We start from the raw sequence: 15,132 nt of genomic DNA, 5'->3' as shown, positions 1-15,132 counted from the left end.
AGCGCCGAACCGAATGAGGTCGGCGCGCTCGTCTTGTCTCAATTGTCTGACAGACGGATGACGGCGGGTCGGGCGAACGAGGGCTCGGAACGGGCGGCACAGGGTTGCGCCGCCCTCGCCTGTCCGATCAGAAGAAGCCGAGCTTCTTCGGGCTGTAGCTGACCAGCAGATTCTTGGTCTGCTGGTAGTGATCGAGCATCATCTTGTGGGTCTCGCGACCGACGCCGGACTGCTTGTAACCGCCGAAGGCCGCATGCGCGGGATAGGCGTGGTAGCAATTGGTCCAGACCCGGCCGGCCTTGATCGCCCGGCCGAAGCGATAGCAGCGGTTGGCATCGCGGCTCCAGACGCCGGCGCCGAGGCCATACAGCGTGTCGTTGGCGATCGCGAGCGCCTCCTCATCGGTCTTGAAGGTCGTGACCGAGACGACGGGACCGAAGATCTCCTCCTGGAAGATGCGCATCTTGTTGTGGCCCTCGAACACCGTTGGCTGGACATAGAAGCCACCGGAGAGATCGCCGCCGAGCTCGGCACGACCGCCGCCGGCCAGGACCTTGGCGCCCTCCTGCTTGCCGATGTCGATATAGGAGAGGATTTTTGCGAGCTGCTCGCCGGAGGCTTGCGCACCGATCATGGTGTCGGCCGCACGCGGGTCGCCCTGCTTGATGGCGGCGACGCGCTTCAGCGCCCGCTCCATGAAGCGGTCGTAGATGTCGGCGTGGACCAGCGCCCGGCTCGGACAGGTGCAGACCTCGCCCTGGTTCAGTGCGAACATGACGAAGCCCTCGATCGCCTTGTCGAAGAAATCGTCGTCCTCGGCGGTGACGTCCTTGAAGAAGATGTTCGGCGACTTGCCACCGAGCTCCAGCGTGACGGGAATGAGGTTCTGGCTGGCATATTGCATGATCAGCCGGCCCGTCGTCGTCTCGCCGGTGAAGGCGATCTTGGCGATGCGCGGGCTGGAGGCGAGCGGCTTGCCGGCTTCGAGGCCAAAGCCGTTGACGATGTTGAGAACACCTGGCGGCAGCAGATCACCGACGATCTCGGCCCAGACCATGATCGAGGCCGGGGTCTGCTCGGCGGGCTTGAGCACGACGCAATTGCCGGCTGCGAGCGCGGGCGCGAGCTTCCAGCAGGCCATCAGCAGCGGGAAGTTCCAGGGGATGATCTGGCCGACGACGCCGAGTGGCTCATGGAAATGATAGGCGATGGTGTCGTGGTCGATTTCGCCGATCGAGCCTTCCTGGCCACGGACCACGCCGGCGAAATAGCGGAAGTGATCGATGGCGAGCGGGATGTCGGCGGCGCGGGTCTCGCGGATCGGCTTGCCGTTGTCCCAGGTTTCGGCAATCGCGAGGCGCTCGAGATTCTCTTCCATGCGGTCGGCGATCCGGTTCAGGATCGCGGCACGCTCCGCAACGCTGGTGCGGCCCCAGGCGTCCTTGGCGGCATGCGCCGCATCGAGCGCGGCTTCGACGTCCTGCGCGTCGGAGCGCGCAATCTTGCAGACGATCTGGCCGTTCACCGGCGAGGCATTGTCGAAGTACTTGCCGGACTTTGGCGCGACGAACTTGCCGCCGATGAAATTGTCGTAGCGTTGGGCGAAGGGATTCTGGGTGACGCCGAGGAATTCCACCTTGTTCATTGCTCACTCCCGATGTTTGCTGTTTGCGCAATTCGTCGCGTGGTCGCGACTTGCGCCCACGATGTCGCGGGAGACGTTTGCTGTCAGCCCTGCCAGGAGCGATGGACGAGCGGACCTGTCGCAGTTCTGAGACAGGTGGTGGGCGACACTGAAGGGCGGAAGACGCGAGGGCTCAGTGGTTCAGTTCGAACCGCTTCAGCTTCCTGTGCAGCGTGGCGCGGCTGACGCCGAGGGCCTTGGCGGCCGCCGAAACATTGCCGCCGGCGCGGAGCAGCGCCCGCTGCAACACGGCGCGCTGGCCGCCGGCGAGGTGGTCGCGCGCAACATCGCCGCCAAGCAGATCGGCCGCAGGCATCGGTCGTAACGCCCGCCCCGGCGCAAGCCCCAGTCCCGCTCGGGCGGACCGGGTCGCGCCGATCACGAGATCATCCGCATCCACCGCGATGAGGCCGCCGCATTGGCCGTCCGCAGCTTGCGTCAACACGATGCGGGCATGGGCGAAGGCGCGGCGGAACAGGTCGGCCTCGATCCGCTTCGCCGCATCGACCGCCGCAAGCGCAATCAGATTGGAGAACGCATCGGTGCGGTCGGCGCGGCAGGAGGAGACGTCGAGCACGCCGGCAAAGGCCGCCTCATGGTCGTAGATCGGAACCGCGGTGCAGCTCAGCAGCGTATTGCGGGTGAAGAAGTGCTGGTCGCGGTCGATCGTCAGCGGCCGCTGCTCGACGACGCAGGTGCCGATGCCGTTGGTGCCCTCGTGCTCCTCGCTCCAGAGCGCACCGGTCCACAGGCCCCAGGACTGGAACGTCGTATCGTCTGAGGGGGTGCCCCGACGATCGACCGGAATCCCCTCGCCGTCGGCCAGCAGCACGCAGCAGCCGGCCGCGCCAACGGCCTGATAGAGCCGGTCCATCACGCCTTGCGCGACGGCCAGCAGCGGCGCGATGCGCTCGCGGGCCTCGCGGAGTTCCGCGTCGGTCAGCCGCTGGGACAGGCCCCGGCCGGAGGGGTCGAGATGATGCAATCGAGACGAACGGCGCCAAGAGGCCACGAGCGCGGACCGAGCCGCCTGGCCTGATGCAATAGCGGCCTCGACACGAGCCGCGTGATGCTGGGGGGCTTGCCCATTCATCACCGTTTCCTCCGGGTGGCAATTTAGAACGTGCCGGTGCGGCCGGATTGATCTCCGTCAATCTTGCTGGGCAGCGCGCCGGACAAGCCATGCCCCCGCTGGCGTCGTTCCGTCAAGGCGGCAACGCGGCTGCGGTCCTGCGACTTTCGGTGTGAGACGGAGAACGAGACAGTCGGCCGCGACGCCGGCTTTCGATACCGGTTGCGAAACGCGCGGATGCGCTAGTTCTGAGGGATCATCCGAACGAGATCATGCGGATTGACATAGTCGAGCTGGAACCGTGCCCGTTCGTCCAGCATGTCGGGATCGATCCGCGCGGACCGCAGCAGCGAGACGCGCTGCTCGCTCTTGGCACGCTCGCGCTTGAGCTGCGCCAGCTCGCTGGTCAGCGCGATGATCTCCTGGTCGAGCTCCTGGCGGGCGTTGAGGCCGTATTTGCCGGTATAGGCGTTGACCCCGAAATAGCCGACGATGGCGGCCGCCATCGCATACAGGGCAAGGCCGGTCAGGATCGATTTCAGGCGCGCGCGGGAGACCATCCTGGGAAGATGGGGCAGCTTGGTTAAGGGAGTGCTAACTTTGAGCCAGCAGTCCGCTGTCAGATCGCGGACTCAAATCCTCACGGTGAGGAGGCGCGAAGCGCCGTCTCGAACCATGAAGGCCCGGCTGTCGCCCGCGGCCATCCTTCGAGACGACCGCTTTGCGGCCTCCTCAAGATGAGGACCTCTCGTGTGGCCGCAGGCAATTTGCATCAGCCGTGATGCTTGGCCACGTGCGCGGCGAAGGCGTCGATATAGGCCTGGAGCACCGGCTTCAGCGAGTCCTTGACCAGATTGCCCTCCGCGTCAAACGCGTCGCCGACGGCGTTCAGATAGGCCTCGGGCTGCTGCATGATCGGGCCTGAAATGCCCGGCAGGATGTTCTGCAGCGTCTTGGCGGCGCTGACGCCACCGAGCGGGCCCGGCGAGTTCGAGATGATGCCGACCGGCTTGCCGTTGAACGAGCTCTTGCCATAGGGGCGCGAGGCGACGTCGATGGCGTTCTTCAGGACGCCCGGGATCGCGCGATTGTACTCGGGGGTGATGAACAGGACGCCGTCAGACTTCTGGAGTTTTTCGCGGAAGGCCAGCCAGTCGGCGGGCGGCGCACCCTCGAGGTCCTGGTTGAAGAACGAGATACCCACGGGGGTGACGATTTCGAGCTTGAGCGAGGCCGGCGCCAGCTTGGCCAGCGCATTGGCGATCTTCAGCGAAAAGCTGTCCTTGCGCAGGCTGCCGGCGATCACGACGATATTGTAGGCCATGGAGTGTCCTTGAAACCTTGAGGGGAAGTGCCGGGCGGCACTTAAGCGATCCGGAGCGATGGATGCAAGTGCATGAACCGGTCCGGTTTGGAAACGCTGAGTTTCCCGAAAGCAGATGGTTGGGCCCGGTCACCGTAGCCCGGTCGTCGCGCCTGCCCACCCTTCCATACTAACCCTGTTTTGCCCGACGGCACAACTTCTATTTCGATTTTACCGAACCATTGAAATCGCTTGCGATTTCTACTGTGCATGGGGTTGTTTCGACATTTTGTTTTGACAGGCCGCCCCAAAACAATCAGGCCGCCCGAAGGCGGCCTGATCTCCAATGCAAACGTGCGACCCGCTCAGATCGTCGGATTCCAGGCCGACGGGATCAGGCGGTACTTGGCGCCGTCCTTCTCGACATGGCCGACCGAGGGGAAGGTGAAGTGGAAGCCGATGACGGTCGCCTTCTCGGCTGCCGCCATGTCGTAGAATTTGTGGCGCGTCTCCTGCGCCATTGCGGCATCGGTGTCGAACACCACGTGCCAGTCCGGATTACGCAGGAAGAATTCCGGAATGTTGGTGACGTCGGACTGGATCAGCACCTTTGCATCGCCCGACGCAACGGCGAACGAGGTGTGCCCCGGCGTGTGGCCGGGCGTCGCGATCGAGGTAATGCCCGGCGCGACCTCCTTGCCCCACTCGTACTTGGTGACCTTGGACTCGAGGCCGGCAAAAGTCTTCTTCACGTTGGCGAAGTAGTTCTTCATCATCGGGCTGGACTCGGCCTTGGCGGCGTTCTCCTCGCTGACCCAGAACTCCCAGTCCTTGCCCGGCACCATGATCTCCGCATTCGGGAAGGCGAGCGCGCCGTCAGCCAGGCGAATGCCGTTGGTGTGGTCGGGATGCAGATGCGACAGCAGCACGACGTCGATGCTCTTGGGGTCAACGCCGGCAGCTTGGAGGTTTTGCAGGGTGCGGCCGACCGCACCCTTGCTGGGCTCGAGATTGGCGACGCCATTGCCCGCATCGATCAGCACCAGCTTGGAGCCGGTGTTGATGAGCTGCGGATTGAACGGCACCGTGACCATGCCCTTCGGCATGTAGGCGGCCTCGGCCGCCGCCAGCGCCTCGTCCTTCGGCGCGTTGACGACGAACTTGTCGGGCATCGGGAAGGTGCGCGCACCGTCATTGATCGAGGTGCATTCATAGTTGCCGACCTTGTAACGATAGAAGCCTGGCGCCTGGGTCCCGGCTTGCGGCACTGCGGCATTGGCGGCGGTCGGCCGGAGGCCGGTTACGGCGGCCGCACCGATGGCGGCGGCGCCTGCGAGCAGATGACGGCGATTGAGATCGGTCATGGAGAGGTCCCCTTCTGAGCGCTTTGCGGTTTTCCGCTTTCAAATAGCGGCGGAATAATCTCCCGCTTCGCTCAGAAGGCAAGACCTTCTTTCGGTGACGTGCCGTCGCACGTCACGATTATTTATTTGGGTTGATGAGGAATTTTTCGCCGGTGGCGCGTTTGGCGTAGACCGCAATGTTGGCGGGATCGAGCGCCTCGGGAAGCGACACCACCTTGGTGTAATGGCTGGCGAAGGTGGTCTTCAGTTCGCTCACGACGCGCTGGCGCAGCCGTCCGATGTCGGCCGGACCGATCTTCTGAAGGAACGGGGTCAGGAGCCAGCCGCCGACGCCCCAGGCCATGCCGAAGCCGCGCGGCAGTTCGATCGGACGGATATCGAGCGCGCCGTAGACATAGACCTGCTTGTGCACGCTGGAGCCGTAGCGGCTGTATTCCTTGGCGGTCTTGTTGATCGCGATTTCCATGCAGTTGAGGATGTCGCCGGCGAGCTTGCCGCCACCGATGGCATCGAATGCAATGGTGGCGCCGGTCTCGACCAGCGCGGCCGTGAGATCGTCGAGGAAGCTGGGCACGCTGGAATCGACGACGTGCTTGGCGCCGATCTTCTTCAGGATCTCCGCCTGCTCCTTGCTGCGCACGATGTTGACGAGCGGGATGCCGTCCTTGATGCAGATCTTGTTCAGCATCTGCCCGAGATTGGAGGCGGCCGCAGTGTGCACCAGCGCCTTGTGGCCTTCGCGACGCATGGTCTCGGTCATGCCGAGCGCGGTGAGCGGATTGACGAACCAGGACGCGCCCTCCGCCGCCGTCGTGCCCTCGGGCAGCGGCTGGCAGTCCCGCGCCTTCAGCGTCCGGTACTGCGCATACATCGCACCGCCGATCATCGCGACGGTCTTGCCCATCAGCGCCTTCGCAGCATCCGACGCGCCGGTCTTGATGACGATTCCGGCACCCTCATTGCCAACCGGCAGGGACTGGTCGAGCCGCGCACCCATCGCGCGCATCGCCCCGTCAGGCACCTTCGCGGTGATGACGGGCGCCTGCTTCGTGCCGGAGGCCTTGGCCGTGCTCATGTCGGCGGCGCCGACGAGCAGGCCGAGGTCGGACGGGTTGATCGGCGCGGCCTCGATACGGACGACGACCTCGTCCTCGGCGGGCTCGGGGGTCGGCACGTCGAGCAGCGAGATTTCGAGCTCGCCGCTCGCCTTGATCAGCGAACGCAGTTGCAGTCCGGTCTTGCCGTCGCTCATGTCGATCCTCCCCTGTGTTTGTTAGAGCGCTGGCTTATGCCAGCGCCTTCAGTGCCGCCTTGCCGCCGTACAGCGCCTGCTTGCCGAGCTGCTGCTCGATGCGTAGGAGCTGGTTGTATTTGGCGGTGCGATCGGACCGCGCAAGGGAGCCGGTCTTGATCTGCCCGCAATTGGTGGCGACCGCGAGGTCGGCGATGGTGGAATCCTCGGTCTCGCCGGAGCGGTGCGACATGACGGAGGTGTAGCCATTCTTGTGCGCCATCTCGACGGCGGCCAGCGTCTCGGTCAGCGTGCCGATCTGGTTGACCTTGATCAGGATCGAGTTGGCGCGGCCGGCCTTGATGCCGTCGGCGAGGCGCTTGACGTTGGTGACGAAGAGATCGTCGCCGACCAGCTGGCACTTCTTGCCGATGAGGTCGGTGATCTCCTTCCAGCCGTCCATGTCGTCTTCCGACATGCCGTCCTCGATGGTGACGATCGGATAGCGGCCGACGAGGTCGGCAAGATACTTGGCCTGCTCGGAGATCGAGCGGGTCTTGCCCTCGCCTTCATAGACATACTTGCCGTCCTTGAAGAACTCGGTCGAGGCGCAGTCGAGGCCGAGCACGATGTCGGTGCCCGCCTTGTAGCCGGCCTTGCCGATCGCATTCATGACGAATTCGAGCGCTGCGTCCGCCGACGGCAGGTTCGGGGCAAAACCGCCCTCGTCGCCGACATTGGTGTTGTGGCCGGCCTTCTTCAATTCGGATTTCAGCGTGTGGAAGACTTCGGCGCCGTAGCGCAGGCCCTCGGCGAACGAGGACGCGCCGACGGGCAGGATCATGAACTCCTGGAAGTCGATCGGGTTGTCGGCATGCACGCCGCCATTGATGATGTTCATCATCGGCACCGGCAGGAGGCGCGCCGAGGTGCCGCCGACATAACGATAGAGCGGCATGTCGAGCGAGTTCGCGGCCGCCTTCGCGCAGGCGAGCGAGACGCCGAGGATGGCGTTGGCGCCGAGCCGGCTCTTGTTCGCGGTGCCGTCGAGGTCGATCATGATCTGGTCGATCTGGGCCTGCTGCTCGACGTCGAGACCGCTGAGGGCCTCGAAGATCTCGCCATTGACGGCGCCGACCGCCTTGGTGACGCCCTTGCCGAGATAGCGGGCCTTGTCGCCGTCGCGCAGTTCCACCGCCTCATGGGCGCCGGTGGAGGCTCCTGATGGCACCGCGGCGCGGCCGAGCGCACCATCTTCCAGCACAACGTCGACCTCGACGGTGGGATTGCCACGGCTATCGAGAATTTCGCGGCCGATGATGTCGATGATAGCGGTCATGAGAGCCTCTTTTCGGGGAACAAAGGGGGCAGTTGGCGCTGCTTCTACCGCAATGCATCGAAGTGGAAAAGGCCGGGTGACGGCCGCCCGATGTTTGGCTAAGAGGGCGCCACGGAGACCGCCTGATGCCGAAAAAACCCAACAAATCGAAGAACTCCCCCACCCTGCAGCTCGGCCGGGCCGTGGAATGGCCCGATGCACCCGAAAAGGCCAAGCTCGACCGCGTGCCGAATCCGCAAGGAGGCACCGATTATCTGGTCCGTTTCACCGTGCCCGAGTTCACCTCGCTCTGCCCGGTGACGGGCCAGCCCGATTTCGCCCATCTGATGATCGACTACGCGCCCGGCCCATGGCTCCTGGAGTCGAAATCGCTCAAGCTCTACATCGCGAGCTTCCGCAATCACGGCGCCTTTCACGAGGACTGCACCGTGATGATCGGCAAGCGCATCGCCGCCGAGATCAAGCCGAAATGGCTCCGCATCGGCGGCTACTGGTATCCGCGCGGCGGCATTCCGATCGACGTGTTCTGGCAGACCGGCCGCGTCCCGAAGGGCCTGTGGGTGCCGGAGCAAGGCGTCGCGCCGTATCGCGGGCGGGGTTAGCGAGCGCGCCGGCCTGTCGGGTTTTGGGGCAGCTTCTTCCGGGGCCCCTTGGCGCCGCGTCCTGGCACCTTACGCTCCCGCTGATCCGCGACCCGACGCGCCGCCGCCAGCGCCGATCGCGCCCATGCGACGAGCTCATCGGGTTCGTCGAACAGTCTCTCCGGCGCGCGCCAGAACGAAAGATCGATGGTGCCGCCCTTTTTCGCGTAATTCAACGGCGGAAACGATTCCGCTTCCTTCAACTCCGCGCGGTTGCCGTCATCAACACGGAAGTAGAGCGTGTTGTCTCGCACCATCCCGAACATCACTCCGTCGCAGAATACGCCGGTCTTGCCGAACATCCGCCGCACCGTGATGTGTCCGAGCGGAGCGAGTTGCTCGCGCAGAAATGCGACGAAACTGTCGCTGGCAACCATGCACAATCCTCAGGCGAGGCGGCGAGATTCGGAGGATTCTATTGGCCGGTCGCCTGCGTCGATTGTTCGCAAGCATTCTGTGCCACTTCAAGCTGCAAACGGCCAGCAAACCAGGCGCCGGGTTGATCTTCGGCGTCTTCCAGCCCAATCAGTGCCCGCTCAGCACCAGTGTCTTGATCGGCAATAGCAGGGCCTGAATCCGCAACAGCATGGCGTGCACGAGCCCCGTCGCATCGACAACATGCAATCCAAAGCTCTTGAACGCGCCGACCTTCCCCGACGAGATCAATTCGTGATTGCTGGTGTAGGCGTTGGCGATGCAACTGCTGCCCGGCGTCACGCCCTGGAGACCGCCCTGGTAGATCGGCTCCATGAAGACGAGAATCGTACCGGGCCGAGTGGTATTCTGCGCTTCGAGCAGTTGCTCACCGCCCCTGAACTGGCCCGCGGCAATGTAATCCTGCACGTCGGTGACCACCATCGGAATGATCGTCCACGGCTTGGAAATGCAGGTGGCCTCGGCCACCATTCCGACCTTCATGACCTGCGCTTCGATCTGACCGAACCCCGCCGACAATGCGCGTTGCCCGGCGCCTTCGGGGATCAGGACGCCCGCGGAGCGTATCATGGGATTGACGACATCGCCCGGCCGCAGCAGGAACTGCTCGACACGGCCGTTCACGCCGGCGCGAATGTAGGTCTTGTCGAGATCGACCTGCGCTTCGGCGAGTGCCGCTTCCGCGCTTGCCTTCTCGGCCGGAAGGAGCGCGCTGACGCGCGTTGCTGCCGACTGTTTGGACGCGGTCGCGGCATCGACCGAGCCCTGACGGCCGGCGACAGCCACTTCGAGCTTTTCGATATCCCGCTGCGGCACGATGCCTGGATTGCGTTTCTGTAGTTCGCGCTTGACGTCGAGTTCGTCGTTGGCCTGTTGCAATGCGCTCTTGGCTTCCTGAAGCTGGCCTTCCGACTTGAGAATATCGGCCTGCGCCGCCAGCAGCGATGCATCGACCTCGGCGATCTTGCGTTTCGCCGTCTCAAGCGACGCCTGCTGCTTGGAATTGTCCAGCCTGAAAATCACGTCGCCCTTCTTGATCGGCGCGCTGTAGTCGACGTGAACCTCCGCCACCCGGCCGGTGATCTCCGGGACGATCGGAACGGTCCGGTAGTATAACGTCGCCACATTGGTCGACGGATGAAAATAGAAGATCATCGTGATCAGGGAGACCGTCAGCATCAGGCAGGTGATGATGCCAAATCGCAGTTCGAACCAGACCGAAAACAGCGTGATCTCGTGCCCGATGCGCTTTCCCTGCCGATAACGGCGGTAGAGATAGTCCGGAAATATCGTGAGGAGAGAGCACAGCAGCAGCTCAAGCATGGCTGGCCACCTCGCTCTTGGCACCATCGCCGGCTACGGGAGGCTGCGCAACGGCAGCTTCATTCGCAGGCTCGGTCGGATCCTGCTCCGGTGCGACGCCGGCCATTTTCTCGACCGATCCGGCGATCTTGCGCAGCGGCGTGCTGAAGTCGGGCAGATCGATCATGGCGAGGAACAGGCCGATCACCCAGAACAGGTGGTTGTGCGTGAACAGCGCCAACAGCCCCAGCACGGCCACGATCTCAAACTGGAATTTCTGCGACTTGTGCGCCATCCGCTCCGGCATCGTGTGCAGGTGCAGATAGAAATTCCCAACCGCAAGAATTGCCCCGATCAGGACAATGCCAACGACAACCATCAGGACATCGGTATCCCCGGGCGCAGTGATGAAGGACGGCAAATGATGGGGCGCAGCGGGATGAAGCGGCTCACTCACGCGTCTCTCCCTGAAAATGCATTGGGAGCGGATCGCTCCAAATCCATTGTTTCACAATGCGGGAACTTGGCAAGCGCAAAGCCGGTGTCGCAGGTTCACGAGCGAACTCGGATCGCTGTTAGTAGGCGCTGAGCAAATCGACCTTCGCATTTGCGAGCACCAGCCGCCGCGCCAGAATTGCGGCGAGATTGCGCATGATCTTCAGCGATGTTTCCGGATGCACGCGGCGGTAGTCGGCAAAACTGTCGTGCGGAAGTTCGAGGCAGGTGACGGGCGTGTCGGCGAAGACATCGGCGCTGCGGCTTCCCTCCAGGATCGCCATCTCGCCGAACGCCATACCCGGGCCGAGTGAAGCCAGACGCACGCCGCTGCGCAGCTTCACACTGACCATGCCGCTCTGGAGGAAGAACAGCGAATTGGCGGGCTCGCCGGCGGCGATCATGCGCTGACCGGCGGCGTAATGGCGCGTGGTGGACAGCTTGACGATCGCGGCGATCTCGTCGGCGTCGAGCTCGGCCAGCAGCGCCTGCTCGCCGAGATGCGCGCTCTCCTTGACATCGGTGAAGCCGCCGAAGCGATAGATCACCTGGTCCTCGGCCCATTCGATGGCATCGTCGAGCAACGCGAAGCGTCGCAGCCGGCGCGGATCGGCCGTCCTCGCGGAGATCGCGGCCCACACCGCGGAGGCCTCCTCGAAACCCGACAGGATGGTGATGACGCCGGCATTGCCGAGCGCCGTCAGCGTCTCACCCAGAAGCTCCGCGCCGGCCGCGGTGATGTCGGGGGCGCGGCGGAAATCGATGATCAGCAGCGGCGCGTTCGGCGGCTCGCTGGTGAGGCGGCGCGTGAGGTAGTCGATGGTGCCAAAGTTCATCGCGCCGACAAGCTCGAGCACGCGGATGTCGCTGTGGCGCTCGTCGAGGATCTGCTGCTCGCGCGGCTGGCGGCTGCGGCGCGAGGAGATGCCGTAGATGTCGTAATCCGCCATGATGCTGGTGCGGACGTCGGCGTTGCGGTTGAGCATGTGCAGATCGAACCGCGCCGACAGCGCTTCGCAGACCTTCAGGCCGCGCACGCTGTTGAAGTGATTGTCGAGCAGCGGCGAGAAGGTGCCGAGCCCGAGCTGCGACGGCAGCGCCGCGACGATGCCGCCACCGACGCCGCTTTTGGCGGGAATGCCGACGCGATAGGTCCACTCGCCAGCATAGTCGTACATGCCCGAGCTCGTCATCACCGAGAGCGTGCGGGCGACGATATGCGGCGTGATCACCTGCACGCCCGTCACCGGATTGATGCCGCGATTGGCGAGCGTGGCCGCCATCACCGCAAGATCGCGTGCGGTCACCAGGATCGCGCATTGGCGGAAATAGACGTCGAGGACGGCATCGACGTCATCTGGCAGCACCGCGTAGTTCCGCAGCAGCCAGGCGATGGCCCGGTTGCGATTGCCGGTCGCGGTCTCCGAGGCATGCACGGCGTCGTCGACGCCGAGCTCACGTCCGGCAAACTGGCTGAGTTTTGCCCGGACGCGCTCGAAGGCGCCCTTCCCGTCCACCTCGTAGATCAGGCCGGAGCAGGCGATGGCGCCGGCATTGACCATCGGATTGAAGGGCCGGTTGTCGTTGGTGAGCCGGATCGAATTGAAGGCCTCGCCGCTCGGCTCGACGCCGATGGTGGCCGCGACGCGCGCTTCACCTACCATCTCCAGCGCCAATGCAAAGACGAAGGCCTTCGAGACCGACTGGACCGTGAACGGCACAGCGCTGTCGCCGACCTCGTAGACATGGCCGTCGATGGTGACGAGCGCGATGCCGAAATGGTCGGGGTTGGCGCGCGTGAGTTCGGGGATGTAGTCGGCGAGCTCGCCGGACTTGTCGGCGCAGAATTCCTCATAGCAATCGGTCAGGAAGCGCCGCAGCGGTGGCCTGGTGGGGTATCCGGTCGAGATCTTCCCGGCTGCACTGGAACGGCTGGTCTGGGCGTCCACGATTCCACACCTCGATTTGCCCAAAATCGAAGCAATTCACGTGCCATGTATACCGAGTCCCGGCGTGGCACTGTGACGCGAAAAGACGAAGGCCGCCAAGCCTGACGCCGCGACGGCTTATCGATTGGCCGCTTGTCTCCGGCGTCTTACGCCACCGCACGCACCTTGCTGATGAAGCCGTCCACCTCTGACGTAAGCGAGGTCGACTGGCGCGACAGATTGGCGGCGGCCTTGAGCACGCCGGACGCGGCGCGGCCGGTCTCGTCCGCCGCCGACGACACCGTTGCGATATTGCGTGTCACGGTCGAGGTTGCCTCCGCCGTGTGCTGCACGGTGTTTGCGATCTCGGCCGTCGCCTTGTTCTGCTCCTCGATGGCGGCAGCGATGACGCGGTTGATGCTCGAGACTTCCTCGATGGTCTTGACGATGCCGTCGATCGCCGCGACCGCCTTCTGCGTCGCGCCCTGGATTTCCGTGATCTGGGTGCTGATCTCCTCGGTGGCCTTCGCCGTCTGCGAGGCCAGGTTCTTCACCTCGCTCGCCACGACCGCAAAGCCCCGGCCGGATTCGCCGGCGCGAGCCGCTTCGATGGTCGCGTTCAGCGCGAGAAGGTTGGTCTGGCCGGCGATCGAGGTGATAAGGCCGATGACCTCGCCGATGCGGTCGGCGCCATCGGCAAGCGCACGCATGGTGGTGTCGGTCTCCTTGACGGTGACGACCGCCTGCTCGGTGGCGCGGCTGGCCTGCTCGACCTGGCGGTTGATCTCGCGAATGGAGGCGTTGAGCTCTTCGGCCGCGGCTGCAACCGTCTGCACGCCGCTGCCGACCTGATCGGCAAGGGTCGAGGCCGAACCGGCCTGGGTCTGGGCTTCCGCCGCCGTGCCCGACATCGAGCGCGCCGTCGTCTCCAGCTCACCCGAGGCGCTCGACAGCGCCTGCACCATCTGGCCGACGCGGCTTTCGAACTGCCGCACAAGGCCGGACAATTCGGACGCACGCTGCTCCTTCTCGGCGCGTTCGGCCGCCTGATCGCTCGAGAGACGCTCGGCGTTGATCATAGCGTCCTTGAACACCTGCAGCGCTGACGCCATGCGGCCGATCTCGTCGTTGCGGTCGAGGCCGGGCACCACACCGGTGAAATCATGCGCGGCGAAACGGGTCATCACGCCGGTGATCGCGGTCAGCGGCCGGGTCACGCGGTTGCGCATCAGCATCAGCCCGCCGATCGTCAGCGCCAGCGACGCCGGCACCAGAAGGCCGAACAGGATCAGGCTGAAGCGGGCACGCGAGGCGCCGTCTTCGGCGCGCGAGATCATGTTGGCGAGCGCGGTCTGCGTGACGATGACGACATTGTTGGCGCCGACCAGCTGGCGATCGCGGTAGTCGATGCCCGCGACGCCGGCGGGCTCGCCGGCGAGCAGCTTGGCCGCAATCGCATTGCGCTCGTCGCTGAGCGCGCCGGAGATTTCCGGCTCGGCGTTGCGGATCGCCTGGAGCAATTCGGGCGAGGCCACGTTCGGGCTGAGGTCGCGCACGACCAGCCAGGACTGCTGGATGCGGCCGCGCAGATCGGCGAAGGTGACGCCGTCGGTTGCGGTCCAGGTCTTGTTGGCGAGGATCGAGGAGAACTGGACGAGAATGGTCTGGCCGGCATTGGCGCGTGCCTGCCAGGACGCCTGCTTGGCGATCAGGAGGCGATCGACCACCGGGTCGATCAGCGTCATCGCATCGTCGACATGGGCGGTGACTTCGCCGATCGCGTCCATATAGGCGTCGCTGATCTTGGCCCAGCTCGGCTGGAGGTTCGCGTCACGCGCGCTCTTCTCCTGCTTCAGAGCCGTGATCGCGCGCGGCCGCAGCTCCTCGAGCTGCGCCCAGATGCCGCGGAGCTTGTCGAGCTTTTCGGCAAGACCGGGCGCATCGACGGCGGCGAGGCTCTGCAACGCCTGCGCATAGTTCTTCTGCACGGTCGCCCGCTGCCCGGCGAGGCTGCTCATGACGCTGTCGGGCGCGGGGGCCGCCGACGCCAGATAGCTTAGCGTATCACCGCGCTCCAGGCGGAAGATCACCAGCGTGTTGGTCAGGTCACGGCTCGCAACGGCGAGCGAGACGATGCGGTTGCTGTCCGTGTAACGGGTGACCGCGAGCTTCAGCGCATAGGCGCAGATGACGACGAGGACGAGACCGAGAGACCCAACCACCGCCCCGAGGATACGGGCGACCGAACGCTGCTTTTGCATCGATAGATCCACAGATGTTGCCGCCATTGCGTGGCTTGCGGGCAATCTACGGAGCGAAGGGTGAGGTTTGATTTAAG

13 protein-coding genes are annotated in these 15,132 nt (G+C 64.5%); 1 reads left to right on the top strand and 12 read right to left on the bottom strand.

Translation table 11 applies throughout. From position 1 onward, the window contains the following. Nucleotides 1-127: 127 nt before the first annotated feature. The 7 genes from adh to eno form a co-directional block, all read right to left on the bottom strand. Nucleotides 128-1,645 carry an aldehyde dehydrogenase gene (adh, locus tag AC1RR3_RS26805; protein WP_492826260.1) on the bottom strand — a complete coding sequence of 506 codons (1,518 nt, stop codon included), beginning with the start codon at nt 1,643-1,645 and terminating at the stop codon, nt 128-130. A gap of 172 nt (nt 1,646-1,817) precedes the next feature. Further along, the gene (locus AC1RR3_RS26800; RefSeq protein WP_492826258.1) at nt 1,818-2,777 is read right to left on the bottom strand and encodes a GAF domain-containing protein; all 960 of its coding nucleotides are present in this window, start codon (nt 2,775-2,777) and stop codon (nt 1,818-1,820) included. Nucleotides 2,778-2,998: 221 nt separating this feature from the next. Beyond that, complete coding sequence (locus AC1RR3_RS26795) at nt 2,999-3,316, bottom strand: FtsB family cell division protein (RefSeq protein WP_492826256.1); 318 nt, start codon at nt 3,314-3,316, stop codon at nt 2,999-3,001. A gap of 212 nt (nt 3,317-3,528) precedes the next feature. Beyond that, entirely contained in the window at nt 3,529-4,080 is a 552-nt protein-coding gene (locus tag AC1RR3_RS26790) for an NADPH-dependent FMN reductase (protein WP_492826254.1), read from the bottom strand. Nucleotides 4,081-4,424: 344 nt separating this feature from the next. Then, nucleotides 4,425-5,423, bottom strand: a complete 999-nt coding sequence (locus AC1RR3_RS26785; RefSeq protein WP_492826252.1) for an MBL fold metallo-hydrolase — start codon at nt 5,421-5,423, stop codon at nt 4,425-4,427. A gap of 118 nt (nt 5,424-5,541) precedes the next feature. Beyond that, complete coding sequence (locus AC1RR3_RS26780; RefSeq protein WP_492826250.1) at nt 5,542-6,675, bottom strand: zinc-binding dehydrogenase; 1,134 nt, start codon at nt 6,673-6,675, stop codon at nt 5,542-5,544. 34 nt (nt 6,676-6,709) lie between these two features. Continuing rightward, on the bottom strand, nt 6,710-7,993 hold the full coding sequence (gene eno / locus AC1RR3_RS26775; RefSeq protein ID WP_492826248.1) for a phosphopyruvate hydratase: 1,284 nt from the start codon (nt 7,991-7,993) through the stop codon (nt 6,710-6,712). 125 nt (nt 7,994-8,118) lie between these two features. Between eno and queF the strand changes: the two genes are divergently transcribed. Next, nucleotides 8,119-8,595, top strand: a complete 477-nt coding sequence (queF, locus tag AC1RR3_RS26770; protein ID WP_492826246.1) for a preQ(1) synthase — start codon at nt 8,119-8,121, stop codon at nt 8,593-8,595. On the opposite strand, the gene AC1RR3_RS26765 is transcribed toward queF, so the two are convergent. The 5 genes from AC1RR3_RS26765 to AC1RR3_RS26745 all read right to left on the bottom strand — a co-directional run bounded on the left by AC1RR3_RS26765 (nt 8,592) and on the right by AC1RR3_RS26745 (nt 15,055). After that, entirely contained in the window at nt 8,592-9,011 is a 420-nt protein-coding gene (locus AC1RR3_RS26765; protein WP_492826244.1) for a TfoX/Sxy family protein, read from the bottom strand. The two genes, queF and AC1RR3_RS26765, sit on opposite strands and share 4 nt — an antisense overlap. A 148-nt stretch (nt 9,012-9,159) precedes the next feature. Beyond that, complete coding sequence (locus tag AC1RR3_RS26760; protein WP_492826242.1) at nt 9,160-10,392, bottom strand: HlyD family secretion protein; 1,233 nt, start codon at nt 10,390-10,392, stop codon at nt 9,160-9,162. Beyond that, the gene (locus AC1RR3_RS26755) at nt 10,385-10,828 is read right to left on the bottom strand and encodes a hypothetical protein (protein WP_492826241.1); all 444 of its coding nucleotides are present in this window, start codon (nt 10,826-10,828) and stop codon (nt 10,385-10,387) included. Before AC1RR3_RS26755 ends, AC1RR3_RS26760 begins: the two co-directional genes overlap by 8 nt. 118 nt (nt 10,829-10,946) lie before the next feature. Further along, nucleotides 10,947-12,815 carry a glutaminase A gene (gene glsA / locus AC1RR3_RS26750; protein WP_492826239.1) on the bottom strand — a complete coding sequence of 623 codons (1,869 nt, stop codon included), beginning with the start codon at nt 12,813-12,815 and terminating at the stop codon, nt 10,947-10,949. Between the two features lie 146 nt (nt 12,816-12,961). Beyond that, nucleotides 12,962-15,055, bottom strand: a complete 2,094-nt coding sequence (locus AC1RR3_RS26745) for a methyl-accepting chemotaxis protein (RefSeq protein ID WP_492826237.1) — start codon at nt 15,053-15,055, stop codon at nt 12,962-12,964. Nucleotides 15,056-15,132 lie beyond the last annotated feature (77 nt).

This window comes from Bradyrhizobium sp. GW821-FHT13H05 (genome assembly GCF_058804065.1).
Note: the sequence above shows the minus strand (reverse complement) of the source record. Positions and strands in the feature narration are given on the sequence as shown.